At 64.3% G+C, this 23,747-nt stretch carries 24 protein-coding genes and 1 tRNA gene; 11 read left to right on the top strand and 14 right to left on the bottom strand.

Annotated features, from left to right (window positions below; translation table 11 throughout):
• Positions 1-160: 160 nt before the first annotated feature.
• The 4 genes from M2281_RS23590 to M2281_RS23575 form a co-directional block, all read right to left on the bottom strand.
• The gene (locus M2281_RS23590) at positions 161-1,426 is read right to left on the bottom strand and encodes an ABC transporter substrate-binding protein (RefSeq protein WP_280823645.1); all 1,266 of its coding nucleotides are present in this window, start codon (positions 1,424-1,426) and stop codon (positions 161-163) included.
• Between the two features lie 111 nt (positions 1,427-1,537).
• Positions 1,538-2,587, bottom strand: a complete 1,050-nt coding sequence (locus M2281_RS23585; protein ID WP_280823644.1) for an aldo/keto reductase — start codon at positions 2,585-2,587, stop codon at positions 1,538-1,540.
• A gap of 10 nt (positions 2,588-2,597) precedes the next feature.
• Entirely contained in the window at positions 2,598-2,948 is a 351-nt protein-coding gene (locus M2281_RS23580; RefSeq protein ID WP_280823643.1) for a TIGR04076 family protein, read from the bottom strand.
• Positions 2,941-3,663 carry a GntR family transcriptional regulator gene (locus M2281_RS23575; protein WP_280823642.1) on the bottom strand — a complete coding sequence of 241 codons (723 nt, stop codon included), beginning with the start codon at positions 3,661-3,663 and terminating at the stop codon, positions 2,941-2,943. The genes M2281_RS23580 and M2281_RS23575 overlap by 8 nt, the downstream gene beginning before the upstream one ends.
• Before the next feature lie 180 nt (positions 3,664-3,843).
• On the opposite strand from M2281_RS23575, the gene M2281_RS23570 reads away from it, so the two are divergent.
• From M2281_RS23570 to M2281_RS23550, 5 genes are read left to right on the top strand one after another with little or no spacing between them, the layout of a single operon-like run.
• Entirely contained in the window at positions 3,844-4,656 is an 813-nt protein-coding gene (locus tag M2281_RS23570) for an ABC transporter ATP-binding protein (protein WP_280823641.1), read from the top strand.
• Positions 4,653-5,399, top strand: coding sequence for an ABC transporter ATP-binding protein (locus tag M2281_RS23565; protein ID WP_280823640.1), 747 nt, complete (start codon positions 4,653-4,655; stop codon positions 5,397-5,399). The genes M2281_RS23570 and M2281_RS23565 overlap by 4 nt, the downstream gene beginning before the upstream one ends.
• Positions 5,396-6,307 carry a branched-chain amino acid ABC transporter permease gene (locus M2281_RS23560; RefSeq protein WP_280823639.1) on the top strand — a complete coding sequence of 304 codons (912 nt, stop codon included), beginning with the start codon at positions 5,396-5,398 and terminating at the stop codon, positions 6,305-6,307. The genes M2281_RS23565 and M2281_RS23560 overlap by 4 nt, the downstream gene beginning before the upstream one ends.
• Complete coding sequence (locus tag M2281_RS23555; protein WP_280823638.1) at positions 6,304-7,302, top strand: branched-chain amino acid ABC transporter permease; 999 nt, start codon at positions 6,304-6,306, stop codon at positions 7,300-7,302. Before M2281_RS23560 ends, M2281_RS23555 begins: the two co-directional genes overlap by 4 nt.
• Before the next feature lie 12 nt (positions 7,303-7,314).
• Positions 7,315-8,775, top strand: a complete 1,461-nt coding sequence (locus M2281_RS23550; RefSeq protein ID WP_280823637.1) for an aldo/keto reductase — start codon at positions 7,315-7,317, stop codon at positions 8,773-8,775.
• Here the strand turns inward: M2281_RS23550 and M2281_RS23545 are convergent.
• Positions 8,739-9,329, bottom strand: a complete 591-nt coding sequence (locus M2281_RS23545; RefSeq protein ID WP_280823636.1) for a DNA-3-methyladenine glycosylase — start codon at positions 9,327-9,329, stop codon at positions 8,739-8,741. The genes M2281_RS23550 and M2281_RS23545 overlap by 37 nt on opposite strands.
• Positions 9,330-9,476: 147 nt before the next feature.
• Between M2281_RS23545 and M2281_RS23540 the strand changes: the two genes are divergently transcribed.
• The 4 genes from M2281_RS23540 (at position 9,477) to M2281_RS23525 (ending at position 13,574) form a co-directional block, all read left to right on the top strand.
• On the top strand, positions 9,477-10,013 hold the full coding sequence (locus M2281_RS23540) for a cytochrome b (RefSeq protein ID WP_280823635.1): 537 nt from the start codon (positions 9,477-9,479) through the stop codon (positions 10,011-10,013).
• 166 nt (positions 10,014-10,179) lie between these two features.
• A complete protein-coding gene (locus M2281_RS23535; protein WP_280823634.1) occupies positions 10,180-10,650 on the top strand; it encodes a (2Fe-2S)-binding protein in 471 nt (156 codons plus the stop codon).
• On the top strand, positions 10,647-12,836 hold the full coding sequence (locus M2281_RS23530; protein WP_280823633.1) for a xanthine dehydrogenase family protein molybdopterin-binding subunit: 2,190 nt from the start codon (positions 10,647-10,649) through the stop codon (positions 12,834-12,836). The genes M2281_RS23535 and M2281_RS23530 overlap by 4 nt, the downstream gene beginning before the upstream one ends.
• Positions 12,837-12,953: 117 nt before the next feature.
• Entirely contained in the window at positions 12,954-13,574 is a 621-nt protein-coding gene (locus tag M2281_RS23525) for a Spy/CpxP family protein refolding chaperone (protein WP_280823632.1), read from the top strand.
• Between the two features lie 124 nt (positions 13,575-13,698).
• On the opposite strand, the gene M2281_RS23520 is transcribed toward M2281_RS23525, so the two are convergent.
• From M2281_RS23520 to M2281_RS23505, 4 genes are all read right to left on the bottom strand, one after another.
• Entirely contained in the window at positions 13,699-13,899 is a 201-nt protein-coding gene (locus M2281_RS23520) for a hypothetical protein (RefSeq protein WP_280823631.1), read from the bottom strand.
• A 610-nt stretch (positions 13,900-14,509) separates the two neighbouring features.
• On the bottom strand, positions 14,510-15,175 hold the full coding sequence (locus tag M2281_RS23515; RefSeq protein WP_280823630.1) for an outer membrane protein: 666 nt from the start codon (positions 15,173-15,175) through the stop codon (positions 14,510-14,512).
• Between the two features lie 611 nt (positions 15,176-15,786).
• Positions 15,787-15,863 (bottom strand) — tRNA-Arg (locus tag M2281_RS23510).
• Positions 15,864-16,026: 163 nt separating this feature from the next.
• Positions 16,027-17,190 carry a M20 aminoacylase family protein gene (locus M2281_RS23505; protein ID WP_280823629.1) on the bottom strand — a complete coding sequence of 388 codons (1,164 nt, stop codon included), beginning with the start codon at positions 17,188-17,190 and terminating at the stop codon, positions 16,027-16,029.
• 213 nt (positions 17,191-17,403) lie between these two features.
• On the opposite strand from M2281_RS23505, the gene M2281_RS23500 reads away from it, so the two are divergent.
• Together M2281_RS23500 and M2281_RS23495 are read left to right on the top strand one after the other, a co-directional pair.
• Positions 17,404-18,549: a D-alanyl-D-alanine carboxypeptidase family protein gene (locus M2281_RS23500; RefSeq protein WP_280823628.1), complete on the top strand. Its 1,146-nt coding sequence runs from the start codon at positions 17,404-17,406 to the stop codon at positions 18,547-18,549.
• Positions 18,550-18,554: 5 nt separating this feature from the next.
• Entirely contained in the window at positions 18,555-19,679 is a 1,125-nt protein-coding gene (locus M2281_RS23495) for a CobW family GTP-binding protein (protein WP_280823627.1), read from the top strand.
• A 42-nt stretch (positions 19,680-19,721) separates the two neighbouring features.
• Here the strand turns inward: M2281_RS23495 and M2281_RS23490 are convergent, their stop codons facing one another.
• The 5 genes from M2281_RS23490 to M2281_RS23470 all read right to left on the bottom strand — a co-directional run bounded on the left by M2281_RS23490 (position 19,722) and on the right by M2281_RS23470 (position 23,633).
• A complete protein-coding gene (locus tag M2281_RS23490) occupies positions 19,722-19,955 on the bottom strand; it encodes a sulfurtransferase TusA family protein (protein ID WP_280823626.1) in 234 nt (77 codons plus the stop codon).
• Between the two features lie 11 nt (positions 19,956-19,966).
• Positions 19,967-21,265, bottom strand: coding sequence for a murein L,D-transpeptidase family protein (locus M2281_RS23485; RefSeq protein ID WP_280823625.1), 1,299 nt, complete (start codon positions 21,263-21,265; stop codon positions 19,967-19,969).
• Between the two features lie 252 nt (positions 21,266-21,517).
• On the bottom strand, positions 21,518-22,468 hold the full coding sequence (locus tag M2281_RS23480; RefSeq protein WP_280823624.1) for an acetyl-CoA carboxylase carboxyltransferase subunit alpha: 951 nt from the start codon (positions 22,466-22,468) through the stop codon (positions 21,518-21,520).
• A gap of 91 nt (positions 22,469-22,559) precedes the next feature.
• Positions 22,560-23,483, bottom strand: coding sequence for a site-specific tyrosine recombinase XerD (locus M2281_RS23475; protein ID WP_280823623.1), 924 nt, complete (start codon positions 23,481-23,483; stop codon positions 22,560-22,562).
• Complete coding sequence (locus M2281_RS23470; protein ID WP_106725288.1) at positions 23,484-23,633, bottom strand: histidine kinase; 150 nt, start codon at positions 23,631-23,633, stop codon at positions 23,484-23,486.
• Positions 23,634-23,747 lie beyond the last annotated feature (114 nt).

Raw genomic sequence — 23,747 nt, 5'->3', positions numbered from 1 at the left:
TTTTCGTTTCTGTTACGTGCTGTCGCTAATGCGACGCGCCGAGCGGAAAAAGTCGCGATCTTTCCGGGCGTTAATTGCAAGTGCGCACATAAAAAAACGCCGGCTGGAAGCCGGCGTAGAGGGGAGTGTCTTGTCGTTGGATGCGGCGTCGAGGCCGGTCTTATTTGGCGGTTTCGGCCTTGATCTTGCCGACCTCGTCGGCGCCCATCTCGCCCACGGTGGTCACCGCGCCGTCCTTGATCTGCCACAGGCGGAACGGGCCGGTGATGTCGCCATACTGGTCGAAGCTGACCGGGCCGATGACGCCTTCATACTTGATCGGCTTGCCTTCCTTGATGAGCTTCAGCGCCTTGGCGAACTCTTCCTTGCCAGCGTGGATCGGCTCGCCGCCCTCGGCAACCACCTCAGGGATCGCAGCCTTGATTGCAGCCGCATCGGCCTTGCCCGCCTTGGCGACGGCGAGCGCAACGATGGCGCCGGCGTCATAGGAGCGGTCGGCTGCCGGTGCGTCGGCCTTGATGCCGCCGGAGAAGGCTTCGAAATTGCCGTTGAAATATTCGGTCGAGGCCGTCGGGCTGGTGCCCGACGAGGTGCCGTAGGCTTCGCTGAGATACTGCGCGCCGACGCTTTCGATGAATTCGGCCGAGTTCATGCCATCATTGAGCAGGAATTTTTGCGCGCCGCCGCCCGAAATCCAGGCGCGGGCGATGGTTGCACCGTCCACCGGATAGCTGACGAGGTAGAGCGCTTCGGGATCGCCCTGCATGGCAGCACTTGCTTCGGAGGAGTAGTTCGCCTGCTTCTCGTTGTAGGGCGTGACCGAGGTGATGGTGCCGCCGAGCTTTTCATAGGCCGCCTTGAACTCGCGCACCATGTTCACGCCAAAATCGTTGTTGACGTGGACGATGGCGATCTTCTTGAGGCCCTGATCGAGTGCATATTTCGCTGCCGCCGTGCCCTGCAGCGCGTCAGAGGTGATGGTGCGGAAGAACACGCCGTTGGTCTTGCCCTCGCGGCCGAGCTCGGTGAGCGTCGGCGAGGAGGAGGCGGGCGAAACCTGCACCACGCCGGCCGGTGCGGTGACCGAGGTGAGGATCGGGATCGACACCGAGGAGATGATGCCACCGATGACGACCGGCACTTTCTTGATATTGACGAGCTGGGTGGCCTGGTCGACCGCGACATTGCCCTGGCTCTGGCTGTCGCGGGTGTCGGTCACCAGCTTGCAGTCGTCGACGCCGCCCGCTTCGTTGACGTCGCGAAACGCCATTTCGACGGCCTTGGCGCCTGCCTGGCCGTATTCGCCGGCAGGGCCGGTGAGTTCCATCACGAGGCCCACGGTGATGTCGCAGTCGGCGGCGAGCGCCGGCAGGGCCGAGGCGCCGAGCGCCGTCAGCAAGGTGGTGGCGAGAAGTGTTTTACGCATTTCAGTTCCCCTTGGTTGTGGCGGCCGGTTTGGTCACCTGCACGGCCGCTGTTTGGCGTTTTGTCTTGAAAGTTCTGAAAACTCCCGCGCCGTCTCCCGCGGGCGCGGCTCTCAGGCGGCTCCCTTGTTGAGATTGTATTTCATGATCGAACCGTGGCGGCCGTGGCGGTCGCGCTCCAGCGTGTAGACGTCGCCCTCGATTTTGTTCGCCTCAGCAAGCACGCCATTGATCAGCCCGTGATCCTCGGCGGTCAGCTGGAGATCAGAGATCGCCAGGTTGGAGGGCAGGTGCGAGCGGTTGCGCGCGCCGACGATGACACCGGCAACGCCCGGCCGCTTGAGCATGGCCGCACTCGCCACCGTGGCGATGTCGGTGCCGTGCCGGTCGGCGATGCCGCGCAGCGTCTTCAGCAGCGTCTGGAACAGGTCCCAGCCGCCGAAATCGTCGATGATCAGCTTGTATTTGACCAGCGAGCGGTTTTCGAGCGCGTCGTCCGGCTCGCGCAAGCCCAGCCACTGGTCGCTGAGGAAGCCGCCGGCCACCGTGCCGTAGCAGAGGAAGGAAACGCCATGGTCGCCTGCCGCTGCCGCCATGCGCTTGGCGGGGCGGGTGTCGAGCAGCGAATACTGCACCTGCATCGACACCAGCGGCACGCCCGCCGTGGCGATATCGACCATGTGGTCGGTGTCGAAATTGGTGGCGCCGATATTGTGGATCTTGCCGGCCTGGCGCAGTTCGCCCAGCCACTGTGCCGTTTCCAGCCAGAGCGGCGCGTCATAGTCCCACCAGTGGAACTGGACGAGGTCGAGCCGCTCGAGGTTCAGCCTGCGCAGCGACTGGTCGATGACGCCTTCGACATAGGACTTGGTGATGCGCGGCAGCACGTCGAGGTCTGGCACGAATTTGGTGTGCACCTTGATCCTGTCCAGCGCGTCCTGCCCGCGGACGTCACGGTAATGCAGGCGGAAGCGGCCGATCAGCTCCTCCACACCGGTGTAGATATCGGCGCAGTCGAAGGTGGTGATGCCGGCATCGGCAAAGGCCACCATGTCGGACACCGGGTCCTCGCTCACCAGCGCGCCGTGGCCGCTGGCCATCTGCCAGCCGCCGCGGATGACGCGCGAGATTTCATAGTCCGGTGTCAGGTTGGTTCTTTGCATGCTGTTCGTCTCAATCGTCCTGAAGCGGCACCGCCGTGGTGGCGGCGTGGCTGAAGCGGCGCAGGCCGGTGCGGGTGATGCGGAAGCGCGAAGTGCAGTTGGGGTCTGGGCAGGCCACTTCGGCGTCCGTGCTCATCCAGTCGTTCTTGTGGGTCGGCCGCTGCTTGGCCGGCAGTAGCGGTAGGAGCGAGGCCAGCGAATAGATGGAAAAGGCCTGGCCGGGTGGCAGGTGCAGCATCTCCCCGTGCAGCTCGAAATAGTCGCCGACCTTGGCGCCGCAGTAGATGGCGCCGCCTTCGGGCGCGACCACTTCCACGCGCAGGTCGTAGAGCTCGAAGGAATCGTCCTTGGCGTCAGCCATTGTTCGTGGCCCTTTCTGCGGCTTCCTCGGCGTCGAGGCGGCCGCGAATGAGATTGAAAGATCGGGTGATGTCGTCGGTCAGCGCCTTGACCGAGCCTGCGGTGTCGCCGCGCTCCAGCGCCTCGATCAGCGCCCAGTGATGATGGGTCGCCGAAATATCGCGGAACTCGTCGTGGATATGGGCGGCCGCGCGGACATAGGGGCCGGACTGCAGCCAGAGGCTTTCCACGATCGGGATCAACACGACCGAGCCGGCGGCGCGGTAGATGTAGAAATGGAAGGCGTGGTTCAGCTCGGACGTTGCCTGCGCCTTGTCGATCTCGTCGTCATGGCTGCGAAATGCTTCTTCGCAGGCCACGGTCAGTTCTTTGAGCCGGACGAAATCCTCGTCGGTGAGATTGGGCAGCGCCAGCGCGGTGATCTGGCCCTCGATCAGGCAGCGGGCGCGTGCGAGGTCTTCCAGCCGGTCGCGGGTGATGACGGGAACGCGGACCGAGCGGTTGGGCAGCGCTTCCAGCGCCTGTTCCGACACCAGCCGGCCGAGCGCCTCGCGCACCGGCATGGTGCTGGTCTGGAGCGTGGCGGCAAGGTCCTGGATGCGCAGCATCTCGCCGGCGTCGAACATGCCGTAGATCAGCGAACGGCGCAGTTCGGCGTAGACGCGATCGTGCAGCGTTTCGCGGCCGACGGGGGAGAGCGCGCCGCGGTTGCTCATGGCAACAGCTCCCGGCAAGGCGAGCGGCCCTGTCTGCGTTGCTGATGTCTCCGATCGGGCATGGGTACCGCCATTCGAAACTCGGATGCAGTTTGCTGCGACGGCAAATTTTTAGTTGCATTCAGGTCTGATGTAAAGTTTGATCAAACATCATCTATCAGAATTTGGTGTCAGAACCGGATGCCGACCGCCGCCCACGCCCATAACGGTCCAAGAGACGCCGAGGCTCCGCCCCTCATCGAGGCGCGCGACCTCGTCAAACGGTTTGGCGGCGTGCGCGCCGTCGATGGCATGTCGATCACTCTGCGGCGCGGCGAGATGGCCGGGCTGATCGGGCCGAACGGCGCCGGCAAGACCACATTGTTCAACCTTCTGGCGGGCAGCCTGAAGCCGAGCTCCGGTTCCATCCGCGTCAGCGGCCGGGAAGTGGCGCAGGAAGGGCCGGAGCGGCGCATTGCGCGCGGCGTTGGCCGCACCTTCCAGATCCCGCGGCCCTTTGCCGAAATGACGGTGCTGGAAAACGTGCTGACCGGCGGGCAGGGCCAGGCCGGCGAGCAGATATGGAAGAACTTTTTGCAGCCCGGCCGCGTTGCGGCGCAGGAGCGGGCGGCGGTGGAGAAGGCGCGGTCGCTGCTCAACTTCGTGAGGCTTTCGGGGCTGGAGAGCGAGCCGGGACGGGTGCTTTCCGGCGGCCAGCGCAAGCTTCTGGAACTCGCGCGCATCCTGATGGCCGATCCCGAGGCGATCCTGCTCGACGAACCGGCCGCCGGCGTCAATCCGAGCCTTCTGGAACTCATCATCGACCGTGTGCTGGAGCTCAACGCGCAGGGCAAGTCGATCCTGCTCATCGAGCACAATATGGAAATAGTGGCGCGGCTGTGCGGGCGCGTCGTTGTCATGGCCACCGGCAAATATCTGACGGAAGGCGCGCCGGACGTGGTGGCGCGAGATCCCGCAGTCATCGAAGCCTATCTCGGCGGGGTCGCGGCATGAGCGGTCAGATTGCTCTTTCCACGCGTGCGCTGGTCGCCGGCTACGAGCGCGACCTGCCCATCGTGCGCGGCGTCGACCTCGACGTGAAACAGGGCGAGCTGGTGGTGGTGCTGGGCCCGAACGGTGCCGGCAAGTCCACCTTCGTCAAGGCGATTGCCGGGCTGGTGCCGATCCATTCGGGCACCACCGCGCTTGGCGGCCTCCACATCACCGCTGTGCCTGCACATGAGAAGATCAGGCACGGCCTGGCCTTCGTGCCGCAGACCGAGAACATTTTTGGCACGATGTCGATCAACGACAACCTGCTTTTGGCCGCCAACATCCTGCCCAAGGAAAAGCGCGCCCGCCGCATCGCCGACCTCTACGCCATGTTCCCCGATCTTGGCTCGCGGCCTTCGCTGCGTGCTGGCCAGCTCTCGGGCGGCCAGCGGCAGATGCTGGCAGTGGCGCGGGCGCTGATCGTCGAGCCGTCGGTGCTGATCCTTGACGAGCCGTCGGCCGGCCTGTCGCCCAAGATCGTGTCGGAAGTTTTTGCCCGGCTGAAACAGATCAACGAAACGGGCGTCACCATCGTGCTCGTGGAGCAGAATGTGAAGGCGGCGCTGGCCATTGCCGACCGCGCCGTCATCCTCGTCGAGGGGCGGCTGCGCCATGAAGGCCCGGCCGCGACGCTGGGCGACGACCCGATCGTGGCCGAGCTCTATCTCGGCGCGCGCCGCGAACCGAAAACGGTGACGCCATGAACCCGCAGGCACTCATGGACGGGCTGATCACCGGCTCGATGATCGGGCTTGGCGCCATCGGCGTCACGCTCACCTATTCGATCCTGCGCTTTGCCAATTTCGCCCATGGCGAATTCATCTCCTGGGGCGCCTATATCGCGCTCGCTGTCAGTAGTGCGCTGGGCTACCTGTCGGGTGGCCTTCTGACGCCGATAGGTCCGTTCTCCTTCGGCTGGTCGCTGCCGATCGCGGCGGTGGTGGCGGTGGCGCTCACCGGCGGGCTGGCGCTGGTGGTGGATGCACTGCTGTTCGGCCGGCTACGGGCGCAGCGCGGAACGGTCATCATCATGGTGATGGCGAGCTTTGGCGCGGCGCTGACGCTGCGCAGCCTGCTCGAATTCATCTTCACCTCCAAGCCGGCCTACTACACCAAGGCGCTGCAGATCGCGCTGCCGCTCGGCGGCGGCCTCAGGGCCACGCCCGACCAGATGCTGTCGCTCGGTCTGGCGGTGGTGCTGGTCGTGTCTGTGCATCTCCTGCTCACGCGCACGGCCATCGGCCGCTCCATGCGCGCTGTCAGCGAAAACCAGCAGCTGTCAGGCGTCGTGGGCATCGACGTGCGTAAGGTGGTGCGCACGGTCTGGGTGCTCGGTGCGGGGCTGGCATGCGTCGCTGGCGTCATGGCCGGCCTGCTTGTGCAGATTCGCCCCTATATGGGCTTCGACCTTCTTCTGCCGCTGTTTGCCGCTGCGATCCTCGGCGGCATCGGCAGCGTGCCGGGCGCGATGCTGGCCGGCCTGATCGTCGGTCTGGCGGAAGCCTTCGCGGTGCAGTTGGTCGGTGCCGAATGGCGCGCGGCAATTGCCTTCGTCATTCTTGTGCTGGTGCTTTTGGTACGGCCGCAGGGCCTGTTCGGGAGGCCCGAATGAGCGTCGAGCTGATCGGCTACGGCTGTTTCTTCCTCACCATGGCGTTGACCTACGCCATCATGTGCCTGGGCCTCAATGTTCAGTGGGGGCAGACGGGCCTGTTCAATGTCGGAATCGCCGGCTTCGTCGCCATAGGCGCCTATGTCTCGGCGCTCTTAACCACGCCCGACACAGCCAACCGCTTCGGCGGCTTCGACATGCCGATCCTCGTCGGCTGGCTGGGCGGGGCGCTAGCGGCGGCGCTGATCGCCTTCCTCATCGGCGCGCTGACGATAAGGTTGCGGGCCGACTATCTCGCCATCGCCACCTTCGGCGTGGCGGTGACGGTGCAGCTCTGCGCGCTCAATCTCGAGCGGATCACCGGCGGCCCCTTCGGCATCGGCTTCATTCCGCGGCCCTTCGCCAACCTTGCAGGCGATCCGCTGCTGTTTTCGCTGTTCAATCTCGGCGTGCTCATCGTCGTGGTGGCGCTGCTTTACCTTGCGCTGGAGCGGCTGGTGCGTAGCCCTTGGGGCCGCGTGCTGCGCGCCATCCGCGAGGACGAAACCGCAGCACTTGCGCTCGGCAAAAGCGCTGTGAAATTCCGGCTGCAGGCCTTCGCTATCGGCGGCGGCATCATGGGGCTGGCGGGTGCTGTGCAGGCGCATTTCATCGGCTTCATCGCGCCGGAAAACTATCTGCCGATGCTGACCTTCCAGGTCTGGGCGATGCTGATCGTCGGCGGCTCTGGCAACAATCGCGGCGCGATCCTCGGCGCGGTGCTGGTCTGGGGCCTGTGGGCGGCTTCGGCCGGCGCGGTCGCCGCACTCTTCCCGCCCGGCCAGCAGGCGCGTGCGGCAGCCCTGCAGATCGTCATGATCGGCGTGGCCCTTTGCGCCATCTTGCTCCTGCGCCCGCGCGGCATCCTCGGCGAGGAAAAAGTGGTGTCGCGCCATCTCGGCAAGCTTTCCTCCGCTTTGCGCACTGATGCGAAGCCGGTAACTCCCAAGCAATGAACGGTGCCTCCCATGCAGAGAATTCCTGACCACATCGAGCTCGATGGCGGATTGAACATCAGCCGCCTGGTTTGCGGGCTGTGGCAGGTTGCCGACCTTGAAAAGGACGGCACCACGCTCGACCCCGAAAAGGCTGCCGATGCGCTGGAAGCCTATGCGAAGATGGGCTTCGACACCTTCGACATGGCCGACCACTACGGCAGCGCCGAGATCATCACCGGCCGGCTGCTGGCCCGCTATGGCAGCAACGAAAAGCGCCCGCTCGCCTTCACCAAATGGTGTCCCGAGCCGGGGCCGATGACAGCCGAGATCGTCCGCAAGGGCGTGCAGGAGCGGCTCGACAGGCTCGGCGTCGACAAGGTCGACCTGCTCCAGTTCCACTGGTGGACCTTCGAGCATCCGGCCTGGTTGGACGCGCTGCACGAGATGGCGCGGCTGAAGGAGGAGGGGCTGATCGGCGCCATCGGCGTCACCAATTTCGATGCCGCGCATCTGGCCGTGGCGCTGGCCGATGGCGTGCCGCTCGCCACCAACCAGGTCTCGTTCTCGCTGGTCGACCGCCGCGCCGCTGGTGCGCTTTCCGAGCTCTGTGCCCGCACGGGGACAAAACTCTTTGCTTATGGCACGCTGTGCGGCGGTTTCCTGTCGGACAAATGGCTGGGCAAGCCCGAGCCGACCGAGATACCCGACTGGAGCCGCTCGAAATACAAGCGCTTCATTGACACCGCCGGCGGCTGGGCGCCGTTCCAGGGCATTCTGGCTGCCGCAGCCGAGATCGGCCGCAAGCACGGAGTGTCGATCTCCAACGTCGCATCGCGCTGGGTGCTGGAGCACGAGGCGGTGGCGGCGACCATCATCGGCGCGCGCATCAGCGAGAGCGAGCACCGCGCCGACAACCTCAACATCTTCAACTTCGCGCTAGACGCCGAGGACAAGGCGCGGCTGGAAGAGGCCTTCGCCGCGACCACTCCGATTCCCGGCGACTGCGGCGACGAATATCGCCGTCCGCCGTATCTCACCGCCTCGGGCGACCTTAGCCACCACCTCGACGCCATCCCCTCGATCTACAAGGCCGAGCCCATGCCCGGCCGGCCCGACCGGCTGCGCGTTTCCTCCGGCAGCATCTGGGAGCCCATCGCCGGCTTCAGCCGCGCGGTGCGGGTGAAGGACGTGATCCGCGTTTCCGGCACCACCGCCACCCACGGTGCCGACCGCTGCGTGGCGCTGGGCGATGCAGGCGCGCAGACTACCTACATCCTCGACAAGATCGCCGCCGCCATCACCGCGCTCGGCGGCCGCATCGAGGACGTCACGCGCACGCGCATCTACATTCGCGACGCCGCCAAATGGGAGCCGGTGTCGCGCGCGCACGGCCGCGTGTTCGGCGAGGTGCTGCCCGCCAATACGCTGATCGAGGCGGGTGACCTGATCGGCGACTACGAGGTGGAAATCGAGGCCGAGGCTATCGTCTGAGCTTCCTCATGGGCAAAGCGCCGGCTGACGAAGCGTGAGCCGGCGAGCCCGAAGCGCCAGGGCTTTTCTATGGCGCGGCTGATGCCGATGCGGCGGCCGGCCACGATGCTGACCTTGCCGTTGCGCGGCGCCAGCGTGATCTCGGGGCCGTCAAGCGGCAGCCCGTCATGTGAGCGGTCGATGGCCAGCGCCTGGCAGAGTTTTCCGGGGCCGGAGCACAGCAGCCTGACGTCGGAGAGCCCGCGCCGCGCCTGCATGGTCTCGATGCCGGCCGTAGGCTCCAGCGCGCGGATAAGCACAGCACTGCCCGGCAGGCAGACGAAATTCAGGCACCAATGGACGCCGTAGGAGCGGTAGACATAGGCGTGGCCCGCCGGCCCGAACATCGCGGCGTTGCGCGCGGTGCGACCGCGAAAGGCGTGCGAGGCAGGATCGTCGCTGCGATAGGCCTCGGTCTCGACGATGATGCCGCTGACCCCATGGGTGCGGATTTCAACTCCGATCAGGTCTTGTGCCACAGTCACGGAGTTTCGTTCGAAGAATCCTCGGTCCATTCCTGGCAATCCGGCGACGGTTTCATTCGGGAAACTTTATGCGCGGCGCGACCGCGATCCGCAACCAGCTTGCCGCTGCGGAGGAAGCGACATAGCTTTGCCAAAATTCAATTGCGGACTTGACGCAACGCAACTTGGAACATGGAAATGCAATCGACTACCTATGCCCCTGCCCAGAAGGCCCTCCATTGGATGATCTTCCTTCTGGTCATCGGTCTCTATGGCCTCACCTATGGCGAAGATTTCTTTCCGCGCGGCGATCCCGGCCGGGCTACCATCTGGTGGCTGCACATTTCGTTTGGTCTTTTGCTCGCAGCGCTGGTCGCGGTGCGTGTGGCGATGCGTCTGCGGCGCGGGGCGCCGAGCCTGCCCGCCGCGATGAGCGAGATGGAGCAAAAGCTTGCGCATGTGGCGCATCTCCTGCTCTACGCGCTGCTGGTGATTATTCCTGTGGTCGGCATATTCCTCACCTGGTTCCGGGGCGATGCCCTGACCTTCTTCGGGCTGTTTACGATCCCGTCGCCCGTCACACCCGACAGGGACACCGCCGGTATCATTCGCGAGGCACACTCGCTTTGCGCCAACCTGATCCTGATCGTGGTGGGGGTGCATGCGGCGGCGGCACTTTGGCATCATTTCATCCGCAAGGACGAGGTTTTGAGACGCATGTTGCCGGGAACCTGAGGCCGGTTGCTGTCGTTTGAAGGTGGTCCTGGAACGGCGGTACACATTGCCGTGAGGGGCTAGCGGCGGGTGCGTTTCGGGTTTTAACTGACGCCTCGCGTGACGCTCGCGCAGGAGACCGGCGGCTGACCATGGCGGCCGCAGACAACCGCTGGGAGACAAGCCCATGGTTGCATTCACCATCAATGGACAGCATCAGGAACTGGACGTAGAGCCGGAAACCCCGCTTTTGTGGGTGATCCGCGACGAGCTTGGCCTCATTGGCACGAAATACGGCTGCGGCATTGCGCAATGCGGCGCCTGCACGGTGCATGTCGACGGCCAGGCGGTGCGCTCCTGCTCGCTGCAGGTCGGCGACGCCGACGGCAAGACCATCATCACCATAGAGGGGCTTTCGCCTGACGGCACTCATCCGGTGCAGCAGGCATGGCTCGCAGAGGACGTGCCGCAATGCGGCTATTGCCAGTCCGGCCAGATCATGGCTGCCGTGGCCTTCCTTGGCGAGCATCCCGATCCGACCGATGCTGATATCGATGATCAGCTGACCAATATCTGCCGCTGCGGCACCTATGCGCGCATCCGCGCCGCGATCCATCGCGCCGCGGCGATCGCCAAGGATGCGGGAGGCGCGCCATGACCTCTATGGACGCATCAAACGCGAGCGCCATGAGCCGCCGCCAGTTCCTGGTGGTGTCGCTCAGCGCCGCCGGCGGGCTTGCCATCGGCTTCTCGCTGCCTGATCTGGCTAGAGCCGAGGCGATCCTGCCCGAGCCGTGGAGCGAGACGGCCGGCGACGAGATCAATGCCTGGATATTGATTGAACCGGACGATACGGTGGTCATCCGTGTCGCACAGTCGGAAATGGGCGAGGGCGTTTTCACCGCGCTGCCGATGATCGTTGCCGAGGAACTCGCCTGCGATTGGGAGAAGGTCAGGCCCGAATACGCCTCGGCCAACCGAAACCTGCGCGAAAACAATGTCTATGGGCGCATGCTGACGGGCGGTTCGAGCGCGGTGCGCCGCTCGCGCGAATTCCTGCAGCAGGCGGGCGCGAGCGCGCGGGAGCGGCTGATCCATGCCGCGGCCGATCGCTGGGGTGTGCCCGCCGCGGCCTGTACGGCAAAGGACAGCATGGTCACCCACGCCGAAAGCGGCCGTAGCCTGCGCTATGGCGAGCTCGCCGCCGACGCCGCCAAGGTGAAGCTGGCGACAGAGCCGGCAATCAAGACGCCGGACCAGTACACGCTGATCGGCCAGCCGAAGGCCCGGCTGGACACGCCGCCGAAGCTGAACGGCACGGCACACTTCGGCATCGATACCCGCCTGCCGGACATGCTCTATGCCGCCGTCGTGACCTGTCCGGTGTTCGGTGGCTCGCTCAAATCCTATGACGCCAAGGCGATCGAAGGACGACGCGGGGTCAAGGCGGTCGTCCCCATTCCGGGCGGTGTGGCGGTCGTTGCCGATCGCTTCTGGCGCGCCAAGGAAGCGGCCGCGGCGCTGCCGGTGACCTGGGACGAAGGGCCGGCGGCCAATACCGACAGTGCCCAGTTCGCCGAGGCCTATCGCACCGCGCTGAACGGGCCGGCGGCGACCGCGCGCAAGCAAGGCGACGTCATGAAGGCGCTGACCGATGGCAAGCGCGTCGAGGCGCTCTACGAGGTGCCGCATCTGGCGCATGCGCCCATGGAGCCGCTGAACTGCACGGCCCATGTGCAGCCCGACCGCGTCGACGTCTGGATCGGCACGCAATATCCGGAAGCCGCGCTGGAGCTGGCAGCCAAGGCCGCCAGCGTGGCGCGAGAGAAGGTCGAGGTACACAATTGCTTCCTTGGCGGCGGCTTCGGCCGGCGCGCGGTGAATGACGAGTTGACCCAGGCGGTTCTGGTTTCCAAGGCAGTCGGCAAGCCCGTTAAACTGGTGTGGACGCGCGAGGAAGACATGCGCCATGACCGCTACCGGCCGCAGGCGGCGATCCGCTTCGAGGCAGCGCTGGGGCCGGATGGCATGCCCAAGGGCCTTCGTGTGCGCACGGCGGTCGGCTCCATCGAACGCTCGCTCGGCTGGGGCAGTCCCGACAAGGGCATCGAGCCCTCGGCGGTCGAAGGCCTCGCCAACCAGCCCTACGAAGTGGGCGCCGTCGAGGTAGACTGCGTGCTGAAGAACACCCATGTGCCGGTGATGTTCTGGCGCTCGGTGGGCAGCTCGCAGAACGCATTTGCCATGGAAGGTTTTATCGACGAGCTGGCCTATGCGGCCGGCGACGACCCCTATCGCTTCCGGCGCAAGCTCTTGGCCGGCAAGGACGATTTCCTGCGCGTGCTCGATACGATCGCCGAGAAGAGCGACTGGAGCAAGCCGATGCCGGCCGGCCAGGGGCGCGGCATCGCCATCCACGAATCCTTCGGCACCATCGTCGGCGAGGTGGCCGAGGTGACGGTGAGCCCGAAAGGCGAGGTGCGCGTCGAGCGCGTGGTGGCGGCGGTCGATTGCGGCCATGTCGTCAATCCGCGCACGGTTGAGATGCAGATCGAAAGCGGCGTGGTCTATGGCCTCTCGGCGGCGCTGTTCGGCGAGATTACCATCGACAAGGGCGCCGTGGTGCAAGGCAATTTCGACGACTATCAGGTCGTACGCCTGGCCGACATGCCCAGGATCGAAACCCATCTTGCGCTGAGCGGCGGCTCGAAATGGGGCGGCATCGGCGAGCCGGGAACGCCGCCGATCGCGCCGGCGGTGTGCAACGCCATCTTCGCGGCCACGGGCAAGCGGATCCGCCGCCTGCCGATAAAGGACTTCGACCTGTCGGGCGAACGCAGCTGAACTCGTCCCGCCGGCAAAGCGAACTGAAACTGCATTTTCCAAGAACCGAGCGGGGCCGGCGAGCCGCCGCCTTGGGCATGGCTGGATGCGAGTGGATTGCCCTGTGAAGCAGGCGGCATGTCTGCCGTCGTTCCCGGAAAGTGGGAACACATCGAATGTCGAAGACCGCCTGTCGCTGAAGCAATGGAGATCACGATGCTAAGGACAGCAATTGTTGGCTTGACCGCCCTCATGATCACTGCGCCTACGGTAGCCTATTCGCAGACCCAGACCCCGACCCCGACCCAGCCCCAGACCCAGGCGGCTCCAGCCGCCGGAGGTACCGAGGAGGGCGGCGGACCGTCGGCCGAGTTGAAGGCGATTAACGAGGCGAGGATCGAGATACTCAAGAACGCATTGCAGCTGACGCCGGATCAGGAAAAGCTGTGGCCGGCGGTCGAGTCGGCCATAAAGGCGCGCGGCGAAGCCCGGCGTGAACGCATCGAAAACCTGCAAAAGATGCGTGAGGGAGAGCCCGATTTCTTCCAGATCCTGCGTAATCGCGCCGAGAACATGACGCAGCGGGCCGCCGGGCTGAAGCAACTCGCCGATGCCTGGGAGCCGCTCTACAAGACCCTCGATGACAAGCAGAAGACGCGCCTGCGCGTGATGGCGATGTACGCCGCCCAACAGGTGCGCGGCGCCATCCAAAATCGTATGGAGTTCGAGGAAGGCGACGATCTGGGCGGCGTGGAATAGCCCGACTGGTCCGTCCAGCTAGCATGCCGGCTCCCGCCTGGCATGATCCCCTTTCAGCCAACAAGCCCGCCTCGGTCGATCCGCGGCGGGCATTGTTTTGGGAAGCGGGAGGTCCGCAGCGTAGCTACGCGCTCCCGGCCGTCTGCGTATCCTCATCGAGCTTGTATTCGGGTTTCAGATAGCCAGCCGCGATAAGACATTCGCGCATAACGGCTGCTGCGGCTTCTTCGAGGTCGACGCTGCATACAGAAGCAAGTCGACGGAGTGCTTGGCGTTCATCGGCGGCGAGCCAAACGATGACGAAGCGATCACTTATGTCGGTCATCTCAAATCCCCTCGACAGAACAGTGATCAGCGTCGCCGAGCGCGGAAGCTCTTGCGTTTAGTCAGCGGGTAGACACTACTTGCAGTCGCGCAATAGCCAATCCTGAAACTATGGACACTATCGCCAGAGCCTCTGGCATCGGCTGGTGTTGACCAAGCCACGAAAGACGCCAGGTCCGCCGCGCAGAACGCGGCTTGCGCATGATTTTTCATCCCCCAAGCCCCTCCGAGGCTATACTTCGCTTCGTTCAATCTTCTTTTTTTCAAGCATCATGAGTGCCGCCCAGAGACCGAGGCGGTCTCAAGGCAAGTCAAGAGGAGGCCGCCCGCCTCGGTATCCGTGGCGGGCTTTTAGGCTGTTTTGGGGGATCGAGGTGCTGGCGACATGAGGGGCGCCATACTCGTTACTGGTCTTCACCTGTTCAACCCTAATGCCGCCAGTCGCCTTTCGAAGACATGAAGCATCGTACCCGCATCTGTGGTCAGCAACCTCTCCAAAAGGTGATCAGCTAAAAGAGGTAATCCGGCAGAGGCGGTGGGCTTGCTGCACACGCCCCAAAGAAAAAGCCCCGGCTTTCGCCGGGGCCAAATGTCTTGCGTAGTGCGGGAAATCAGAACTTGTAGTTGATGCCGAACTTGACGCTGTGGAAGTTGACCTTCCGGTCGATGTCGCCATCGAAGACCCGTGCCTTGCCGAGATCGGTATAGGCGTATTCGGTCTTGAGGCTGACGTGATCGGTGACCGCATATTCGACGCCTGCGCCGACGGTCCAGCCGGCCTTGGTCTTTGATTCGCTTACGCTGTTACCCAACATCATCTCGGAGTATGTCTTGGTGTGGCCATAGGCGAGACCGCCGGTCGCGTAGACCAGCAAGCGGTCGGTTGCCAGCATGCCGGCGCGTGCACGCACCGTGCCGTACCAGTCGAGCTTGGTGCCGACTGGCACTACGCCGCCGAAATCGACGTCACCCTTGATGTTGGCGCCCTGGAAATCAGCCTCGGCACCCACGACCCACTGGTCGATCTGGTAGTTATAACCGACCTGAACGCCACCAACGAAACCACTGGACGAGGCGTTGAAGGACGCGGCAGGCGCAGCGCCAACTATCTCATGCTTGAACTTGCCGCCGCCGAAGCCAACATTCAGGCCGACATAAGCACCGGTCCAGCTGAACACCGGGATGACTTCCGGTGCGGATACGGTATCCGCCGCGAAGGCGCCGGTCGATAGAATGGTTGAAAATGCCGCCAGGACAGCGATGCGTTTCGAAAACATTGAAATCCTCAAATCAGGTAAGAATGGTAGCTGAGAGCTAAAGGAGGAAACCCAAAAAGTCTGTTGCAAGGCTGCAACATCGCAAGCAAGTTTTCCTGAAATATTTCAATATGATATTTCTAATTTTGAATGTTTGCGGGCAGCCGCCGCGCTCAGATAGTTTTGGCAAAAATCACTGATTTGGCACTGCATATCCGGCGCCTGCGCAGCCGCTAGCGCGATCAGTTCAAAATTGTATCCGCGCCTACCGCTATTGAGATGATTTAAAGATGCCTTGTTAGAAATACAGGGCATCACTTGGATAGTATCGTCATCGCCTTACTAGGTCGCCTGCGAACTGTTTGGTCGGATCTTGACGTTGAGATCCGCCCTGAAGCCGTTGTCGTGGGCGCGGCTGGCCAGCTGGCCGGTATGGCAAGGCCGAGCGTGGTGGTGGGCGTCAGCCGTAGGTCCAGGCCCGCCACGATCACTGTCGCATCCCGAGCGAGCGGTGTGCCGGCCACGGTGAGGTCTCGCCGCCCGCAAAGGCCAGGCTTGCTTTGGGCGTATGGTTGTCAAAGGTGGCGCTAATTGAGAAGGCCGCGCGCGGTTCGGTCGGCGCTGCCGATTGGTGGTGATCCCGACAGGAATCGAACCTGTGACCTACAGATTAGGAATCTGCCGCTCTATCCTACTGAGCTACGGGACCAACCGAGACGACACATAGCCGCTTCGAGCGGTTTCGCCAACGGCTTTTGGACATTTTTCCAATAACCCGCCCGGGGCAGGACAATTTCCGGTGGCCGCCGTGTTGGCAGCGGCCACCGGGATCCTTTGGGCTTTCGCTGCCCGATGTCGGCGCTTCGGCGGCCTCAGGCTGCCAGGGTGGTTTCGGCGAGTTTCACCCAATAGCTCACGCCATGCGGGATGACCTCGTCGTTGAAGTCATAGGCCGGGTGGTGGAGATTTGCGGTGTCGCCGTTGCCGATGAAGATGAAGGCGCCGGGGCGGGTTTCCAGCATGTAGGAAAAGTCCTCGCCGCCCATAAGCGGCTGGATCTCGCGATGTACCTGCGCTTCGCCTGCGATGGTAGCGGCGACATCGCCGGCCACCACTGTCTGCTCGGCGTGGTTGAAGGTCACTGGATAGTTGGAATCGTAGTCGACATGCACGCTTGCGCCATTGGCTGCGGCGATGCCGTCGCAGATCGCCTTGATGCGCTCGCCCGCCGTGGCGGCCACCTCCTTCTTCAGCGTGCGCACCGTGCCGGCAAGCTCCACCTCTTCGGGGATGACGTTGTAGGCGTCGCCGCCGTGGAATTTCGTCACCGTCACCACCACCGAGTCGAGCGGGTCGATGGTGCGCGAGGCAATCGTCTGCATCGCCGCGACGATCTGGCTGCCGATGACGATCGGGTCGATGGCGCGGTGCGGCATGGCGGCGTGGCCGCCCTTGCCCTTGATGGTGATGGTGAACTCTGCCGTCGCCGCCATGATCGGGCCCGGGCGGATGGCGAACTGGCCGACCGGCAGGCCGGGCATGTTATGCATGCCGAAGACCTGGGCGATGCCAAAACGGTCCATCATGCCGTCCTCGACCATGGCAAGGCCGCCGGCGCCGCCCTCCTCGGCAGGCTGGAAGATCACCGCCACCGAGCCCGCGAAATTGCGCGTTTCGGCAAGGTATTTGGCGGCGCCCAGCAGCATGGCGGTGTGGCCGTCATGGCCGCAGGCATGCATCTTGCCGGGGTTCTGGGAAGCATAGGGCTTGCCGGTCGCCTCGTTGATGGGCAGCGCGTCCATGTCGGCGCGCAGGCCGATGGCGGCGCCCGCGCCGAGATTGCCGCGGATGACCCCCACCACGCCCGTCCGGCCGATGCCGCCGACCACCTCGTCGCAGCCGAAGGACTTCAGCTTGTCAGCCACGAAAGCCGCCGTCTGATAGACGTCGTAATTCAGCTCGGGGTTCTGGTGCAGCGTTCGGCGCCAGCCCGCGACTTCGTCCTGCAATTCGGCGGCTCGGTTCAGAATCGGCATGATGAAATACTTTCGCTCTTCGTGGGTTTTGTCCCGTTAGCTCGCAATCGTGATCGCACACGCTTTGCCATTTTGACGTCACATAGGCTAAATAGCACCGCGAGATGCGGCCGGGACACGGGGCCAGATCCCGCTCTATTTGAGACTTGGCCCGATCCGAAAATCTTAAGGACCCCGAGGCGGCCACGGCAAGAGGCGAAATCGGAATTAATCATGCGGCATCTCTTTTTTTCAAAAGGACTTTTCGTCGGCCTCGCCGCACTTTCGGGGCTCGCCAGTAGCCAGGCGGCGGCCAATCCGTCGATCCTGTTCGACGTGCGGACCGGCCAGGTGCTCGAGCATGAGGATGCCTTCAAGCGGTGGCACCCCGCTTCGCTGACCAAGACCATGACGGCTTACGTCGCCTTCCGCGCCATCAAGGCCGGCGAGGTGACGATGCAGTCGCCGGTCAAGATCACCAAGATCTCCGCCGCCGAGCCGCCGAGCAAGATGGGCTACAAGCCCGGCACGGTGATGACGCTCGACAATGCGCTGAAGATGATGCTGGGTAAGTCGGCCAACGACATTGCCGCCGCTGTGGGCGAGAATATCGGCGGCACCATCCCCGCCTTCGCCGACCGCATGAATGCCGAGGCCCAGCGCCTGGGCATGACCGGCAGCCACTTCACCAATCCCAACGGCCTGCACGATCCGGAAAACTACACCACCGCGCGCGACCTTGCGCTCTTGGTGCGGGCGATCCGCACCGAGTTTCCGCAATATGCCTCGTATTTTTCCATCGAGGGAATCACAACCAACGGCAAGAACCGCATTCACGGCTTCAACCCGCTGCTCGGCCGCTTTGCCGGCGCCGATGGCATGAAGACCGGTTTCGTCTGCGCTTCCGGCTACAATCTCATAGGCACCGCGACGCGCGAAGGCCGCACGCTGGCAGCCGTCGTGCTGGGCGAGCGCACGCCATGGGGCCGCGCCGACCATGCGGCAGACCTTCTGGGCCAGGGCTTTTCGACCTCGACGGCTGGAAACGTGACGCTCTCCAACCTCCAGCCCTATGGCGAGGGACAGACCACGCCTACCGACATGCGCGACATCGTCTGCAGCAAGGAGGGCGCCTCGGAGCGCTCCGACGGACTCGACGCGCAGGGCAAGCCAAAATTCAAGTCGCGCTACATGGCCGAGTTGAAGCGTGACCTACAGATGGTCCGCGTCGGGCTTGGCGGTGCGACTGGTCCGGTGCCGGCGGCCTTCGCCGCGGTTGACGCAAAGAACAACAAGGCCGACGTGCCGATCCCGACCTGGCGGCCGGACAAGCCGGTGCCGGGCGTGCCGTCGGCTCAGGGCGACGCCACGCAGCAGTAACAGCCATGCATGACCTTTATCCGATACCCGTCTCGGTGCTGACCGGCTTTCTCGGCGCCGGCAAGACCACGCTGCTCAACCGGCTGCTGAAAGACCCGGCACTTGCCGACACGGCCGTCATCATCAACGAATTCGGCGACGTGGCCATCGACCACCTGCTGGTCGAGCAGGCGTCGGACGGCATCATCGAGCTTTCGGACGGCTGCCTGTGCTGCACGGTGCGCGGCGAGCTGGTCGACACGCTGGCCGACCTGATCGACCGGCTGCAGACCGGCCGCATCGCAAAGCTCAAGCGCGTCGTCATCGAAACCACCGGCCTTGCCGACCCCGCACCGGTGCTGCAGTCGATCATGGGGCATCCGGCGCTGGTACAGGCGTTCCGGCTCGACGGCGTGGTCACGCTGGTGGATGCCGTCAATGGTGCGGCCACGCTCGACGCCCATGTCGAGGCGGTCAAGCAGGCGGCGGTGGCCGACCGGCTGGTGATCACCAAGGCCGACCTGTTGGGCGATCCTTCCGAACTTGCGGAACTCAAGGCGCGGCTTGCCCGCGTCAATCCTTCGGCGCCGGTCCTGGACGTGAACGAGACGGGTGCTGCCGCCCTGTTCGAATGCGGGCTCTATAATCCCGAGACGAAGACGGCCGATGTCCGCCGCTGGCTGGGCGAGGAGGCGGCGCATGCCGACCACCATCACCACCATCACAGCCACGACCATCATGATCACGACCATGATCACGCGCATCACCATCATCATGATGCGCGCGTTCGCTCCTTCAGCCTGGTGCATGACGGGCCGGTGCCATTCGGCGCCATCGAAATGTTCCTCGACCTGCTGCGGTCGACACATGGCGAGCGGCTCTTGCGCATGAAGGGCGTCATCGAGCTGGCCGAGGATCCGAGCCGGCCGCTGGTGGTTCACGGCGTGCAGAAGATCCTGCATCCGCCCGCACGCCTGCCTTTCTGGCCGGATGGACGGCGCGGCACGCGGCTTGTCCTGATCACGATGGATATGCCGGAAGACTATGTGCGGCGGCTGTTTGCGGCCATCACCAACCAGCCGGCGATCGACACGCCTGACCGCGCGGCGGTGGAAGACAATCCCCTCGCGATTGCGGGCATGCCTCGGTAGAGGGCAGGGCCCGCTCAGACGTTCAGTCCAGAATTGGAAGGCTCAGGCCCCGCGCTCGACCAGAAAGCGGTGGCCTCCGGGCTGGGACTGCGTTTCCACCAGCCGGTGGCCGCTTTCCGTGCAGAAGGCGGGAATGTCGATCACCGCCAGCGGGTCGGTGGTCTCAAGCCACAGCAGGTTGCCGGGCGCCATGCCGGCGAGGCGCTTGCGCGCCTTCAAGACGGGCAGGGGGCAGTTCAGCCCCTTGAGGTCGTAGACGTCTGGTTCGCCTGTCAAAGCTTCCTGCCTCAGCTGCCGAACAGGCTGGCCATGCGCCTGCGAACGCCGCCGAGCAGGCCCGGCTTTTCCGCCGGCGCCGGATCGGCCTGCCCAACGGCAATCTGGTTGGCATCAGGTGCTGCAGCCGGCGCGGGGCCGGCCTTGGCCAGCGCGGCGGCTGCGTTCTTCTCGGCCTTGGCGAGGGCGACCGCGGCAGCCTTTTCCTCTGCTGCGCGCTTCTTTTCCTCGGCGAGCTTCTTCTTCTCGGCCTCCGCGGCCTCGAGCGCGGCCATGCGCCGGCCGGCTGGGGAGTCGATACGGCCCATGTGGTTCGTCACCTTGACGCTGCCGTCCGCCTGGAGCGACGGCGGGTCGATCGGCACGCGCTCGCCGCGTGCACGCTGCTTGGTCCAGTCGGAGACGATATTGGCTTCCTTGATGCCGCCGATCGTCGGCTTGGGCTCGGGGGTCGAGCTGTTAATGGCGGACGCGAAGGACTTGTCGTAGGTAGCCTGGTAGCTCTGATAGGCCGTCTTCAGCGAATCGGGCAACGCCGATGGCGGGCAGGCGCCGGTCGGCGAGAAGGCGGCGCCATTCTCGGGAACCTGGTTGAAGACATAGTGCTTCTCGCAGACATCGACCTTCGGCGGCACCTTGGTGATCTCGAACTGGTCGTAGCCTTCCTTCAGCATCTTCCAGAACTCGTAGTTCGGGTCGTTGCGGTAGCGCGCCATGTTGGCGGCCGTCATGCGGAAGGGGAAGGCCTGCACCTGGAACTCGGTCTGGCCACCGGAGAAGGCGTCGCGGCCGAAGGCGTAGATCTGCTCGATCTGCGCGTCGGTCATCGAGTAGCAGCCCGACGACGAGCAGGCGCCGTGCACCATCAGGTTGGAGCCGGTGCGGCCGTTAGCCCGGTCATAGGCGTTGGGATAGCCGATGTTGAAGGCCAGATAATACTGCGAGTTCGGCTTCATCTGCCCCGGGCGTACTGTGTAGAAGCCCTCGGGCGCCTGGCGGTCGCCTTCGATGTATTTCGGGCCGAGCTTGCCCGACCATTTGCAGATGTCGTAGCTGGCGATGATGTCGTAGCGGCCGTTGGACTTCTGCTTCCATATCTCCAGCTTGCCTTCTTCCTTGAAGATGCGCGCCATCAGCGGCGAAGTGCGCGGCATGTCCTTGGCCCTCATCTCGGCCAGGATCTTCGGCGGAATATGGACATCGCCCGTAGGGGTCAAACCCTCGAAGGTAGACTGCGACTCGTTGCAGCCCGCCACAGCGAGGGCCGCAATCAGCAAACCGGAACGGGCTATACTGGCAATTCTCGGCATCAAAATATCGTCTTCGTTTCCGTCGATTCCGGCGGGAACTGCAATCCCCCTGCCGGCCTAGGTCGGCGCGGACGGTAAACCGTTAACCTTGCGAATTGATTACTGCAAGGGTTAACGATTCTAGCGTCTGGGTTGTGTTTGACGAAAATCTGGCGGCGATTTTGTGACGAAGGCCGTCAACTGGCCGCATTTGCGCCGCCTTGCGCCATGCCGCGGACCTTTAGGTGCGCGGCATGGCTTTGCGACGATGTGTCAGAGGCTGCGGCCCATGGCCAGGTATTTTTCGCGACGCTGCTCGCGGAAATCGACCGGCTTGGCGGCGAAATCGGCCAGGGTCTTGGCGATGAGGTCGCCGGTGGACCTGATGACCGCTTCGGGTGCGCGGTGCGCGCCGCCCAGCGGCTCGGGAACGATGCCGTCGATGATCTTCAGCGCAAGAAGGTCCTGCGCGGTGATCTTCATGTTGGTCGCCGCATCCTTCGAGCGCGTGGTGTCGCGCCACAGGATCGAGGCCGCGCCCTCCGGCGAGATCACCGAATAGATCGCATGCTCGAGCATGAAGACGCGGTTGGCGGTGGCGATCGCGATCGCGCCGCCCGAGCCGCCTTCGCCGATCACCACAGAGATCGACGGCACCTTGAGCGCCAGGCCCGTGGAGATGGAGCGGGCAATCGCTTCGGCCTGGCCGCGCTCTTCGGCGCCGACGCCCGGATAGGCGCCCGCGGTGTCGACCAGCGTTACCAGCGGGATCGAGAACCGGTCGGCCAGTTCCATGATGCGCACGGCCTTGCGGTAGCCCTCGGGGCGCGGCGAGCCGAAATTGTGCTCCAGCCGGCTCTTGGTGTCGGAACCCTTTTCCTGGCCGAGCACCGCGATGGGCTGGCCCTGGAAGCGGGCGAAGCCGCTGACGATGGCCTTGTCCTCGCCGAAGGCGCGGTCGCCGGCCAGCGGCGTGAAATCGGTGAACAGTGCGGTGACGTAGTCGAGGCAGTGGGGGCGGTCGGGATGGCGCGCCACCTGCACCTTCTGCCACGGCGTCAGCGCCTTGTAGGCGTCGCGCAGCGCATCGCGGGAGCGCTTTTCCAGGCGCGCGATCTCGTCGCCCACGTCCACGGCCTCGCCATTCTCGGCGAGCTTCTTGAGCTCAAGGATCTTGCCTTCGAGATCCGCGACAGGTTTTTCGAAATCGAGGTAGTTGTACATGCGTGAACTTTGACCGATACGCCTGAAGAAAAAGACGGCCGACGCCTCGAAAGAGCAGGGTCGGCATCGCGAAACTTGCCTTCACATAACCTTAGCGCCCGCCATCGGCAAGCGGATGATGGTCATTGACCAGCCGCACGAGCCGCTCTTCGAGCACATGAGTGTAGATTTGCGTGGTGGAAATGTCCGAATGGCCGAGCAGCTGCTGCACGGCGCGCAGGTCTGCGCCGTTCTGCAAAAGATGGCTCGCAAAGGCATGGCGCAGCACGTGCGGCGATATCTTAGCCGAGGAAATGCCGGCCCGAGCAGCGAGCCCCTTCAGCTCGCGGGCGAAGACCTGGCGCGGCAGGTAGCCGCTCTCGGACGCGGCAGGAAAGAGGAACGGACTTTCGGCCAGCGCCGGCATCTTGTTGCGCTCGGTGAGCCAGGCGCGCATCGCCTCGCGCGCCTTGCCCGACAGGGGCACCATGCGCTCCTTGTTGCCCTTGCCTCGAACGATGAAGAAGCGCTCGTCGCGCAGCGCCACCGTCAGCGGCAAGCCGACAAGTTCGGAAACGCGCAGGCCCGTCGCATAGAGCACCTCGACCAGCGCATGCATGCGCCGCGCCGCTATGCGCTGGGCGTCGCCTAGCGCAGGGTCGGCCGCTTCCGCAGCCGCGCGGTCGAGCAGGCAGCCGGTTTCGGCCTCGCTCATGGTCTTGGGCAGGGGGCGGTCCTTCTTCGGGCTGTCCAGGACGCCGGTGGGATCGTCCGACCGCAGGCCTTCCGAATAGAGAAACTTGTAGAACTGGCGCAGGGCCGAGAGCCGGCGCGCCTGCGAGGTGGCGGCAAAGCCGCGCGCAGCGATGTCACCGAGATAGGCGCGGATGGCGGCGGAATCCGCGCCCGCCAGATCGCCTATGTGTTCGGCCGCATCCTCCAGGTCGCGACGATAGGAGGCCAGCGTGTTGTCGGCCGCGCCCCGTTCGGCGCTCATCATTTCAAGGAACGCCTCGATGCGCGCGCTGCTCTTCATTTATTTCTTCGGATTGACCTTGTCGGCAGGGATGCGGATGGTGATTTCGCCGCGCTTGGGCTGGACGAAAGTGACGAGCGCGAACATCGCGCCATAGGCCAGGCCTGCCAAAATGCCGAGCGTTACAAGAAACCGGAATAAGGTCGGCATTGCGCTCCGTCCCGTCGCTGGTTCAAGGTCTGGTTATGTGTCAGTCAGGATGTCATTTCAAGGGCGAACAGGCGAAGGTGGTCCAAGGGCGTAGAACCACGGCCGCGTGGCCGA

Source organism: Pseudaminobacter soli (ex Li et al. 2025) (genome assembly GCF_029892515.1).
Lineage (GTDB): Bacteria > Pseudomonadota > Alphaproteobacteria > Rhizobiales > Rhizobiaceae > Pseudaminobacter > Pseudaminobacter soli_A.
This window is presented reverse-complemented; position numbering and strand designations above follow the sequence as displayed.

Excerpts from the sequence above, each read along its gene's own strand:
- M2281_RS23590 (WP_280823645.1), bottom strand. The coding sequence starts at position 1,426 with ATGCGTAAAACACTTCTCGCCACCACCTTGCTGACGGCGCTCGGCGCC.
- M2281_RS23585 (WP_280823644.1), bottom strand. The coding sequence starts at position 2,587 with ATGCAAAGAACCAACCTGACACCGGACTATGAAATCTCGCGCGTCATC.
- M2281_RS23580 (WP_280823643.1), bottom strand. The coding sequence starts at position 2,948 with ATGGCTGACGCCAAGGACGATTCCTTCGAGCTCTACGACCTGCGCGTG.
- M2281_RS23575 (WP_280823642.1), bottom strand. The coding sequence starts at position 3,663 with ATGAGCAACCGCGGCGCGCTCTCCCCCGTCGGCCGCGAAACGCTGCAC.
- M2281_RS23570 (WP_280823641.1), top strand. The coding sequence starts at position 3,844 with ATGCCGACCGCCGCCCACGCCCATAACGGTCCAAGAGACGCCGAGGCT.
- M2281_RS23565 (WP_280823640.1), top strand. The coding sequence starts at position 4,653 with ATGAGCGGTCAGATTGCTCTTTCCACGCGTGCGCTGGTCGCCGGCTAC.
- M2281_RS23560 (WP_280823639.1), top strand. The coding sequence starts at position 5,396 with ATGAACCCGCAGGCACTCATGGACGGGCTGATCACCGGCTCGATGATC.
- M2281_RS23555 (WP_280823638.1), top strand. The coding sequence starts at position 6,304 with ATGAGCGTCGAGCTGATCGGCTACGGCTGTTTCTTCCTCACCATGGCG.
- M2281_RS23550 (WP_280823637.1), top strand. The coding sequence starts at position 7,315 with ATGCAGAGAATTCCTGACCACATCGAGCTCGATGGCGGATTGAACATC.
- M2281_RS23545 (WP_280823636.1), bottom strand. The coding sequence starts at position 9,329 with ATGGACCGAGGATTCTTCGAACGAAACTCCGTGACTGTGGCACAAGAC.
- M2281_RS23540 (WP_280823635.1), top strand. The coding sequence starts at position 9,477 with ATGCAATCGACTACCTATGCCCCTGCCCAGAAGGCCCTCCATTGGATG.
- M2281_RS23535 (WP_280823634.1), top strand. The coding sequence starts at position 10,180 with ATGGTTGCATTCACCATCAATGGACAGCATCAGGAACTGGACGTAGAG.
- M2281_RS23530 (WP_280823633.1), top strand. The coding sequence starts at position 10,647 with ATGACCTCTATGGACGCATCAAACGCGAGCGCCATGAGCCGCCGCCAG.
- M2281_RS23525 (WP_280823632.1), top strand. The coding sequence starts at position 12,954 with ATGTCTGCCGTCGTTCCCGGAAAGTGGGAACACATCGAATGTCGAAGA.
- M2281_RS23520 (WP_280823631.1), bottom strand. The coding sequence starts at position 13,899 with ATGACCGACATAAGTGATCGCTTCGTCATCGTTTGGCTCGCCGCCGAT.
- M2281_RS23515 (WP_280823630.1), bottom strand. The coding sequence starts at position 15,175 with ATGTTTTCGAAACGCATCGCTGTCCTGGCGGCATTTTCAACCATTCTA.
- M2281_RS23505 (WP_280823629.1), bottom strand. The coding sequence starts at position 17,190 with ATGCCGATTCTGAACCGAGCCGCCGAATTGCAGGACGAAGTCGCGGGC.
- M2281_RS23500 (WP_280823628.1), top strand. The coding sequence starts at position 17,404 with ATGCGGCATCTCTTTTTTTCAAAAGGACTTTTCGTCGGCCTCGCCGCA.
- M2281_RS23495 (WP_280823627.1), top strand. The coding sequence starts at position 18,555 with ATGCATGACCTTTATCCGATACCCGTCTCGGTGCTGACCGGCTTTCTC.
- M2281_RS23485 (WP_280823625.1), bottom strand. The coding sequence starts at position 21,265 with ATGCCGAGAATTGCCAGTATAGCCCGTTCCGGTTTGCTGATTGCGGCC.
- M2281_RS23480 (WP_280823624.1), bottom strand. The coding sequence starts at position 22,468 with ATGTACAACTACCTCGATTTCGAAAAACCTGTCGCGGATCTCGAAGGC.
- M2281_RS23475 (WP_280823623.1), bottom strand. The coding sequence starts at position 23,483 with ATGAAGAGCAGCGCGCGCATCGAGGCGTTCCTTGAAATGATGAGCGCC.
- M2281_RS23470 (WP_106725288.1), bottom strand. The coding sequence starts at position 23,633 with ATGCCGACCTTATTCCGGTTTCTTGTAACGCTCGGCATTTTGGCAGGC.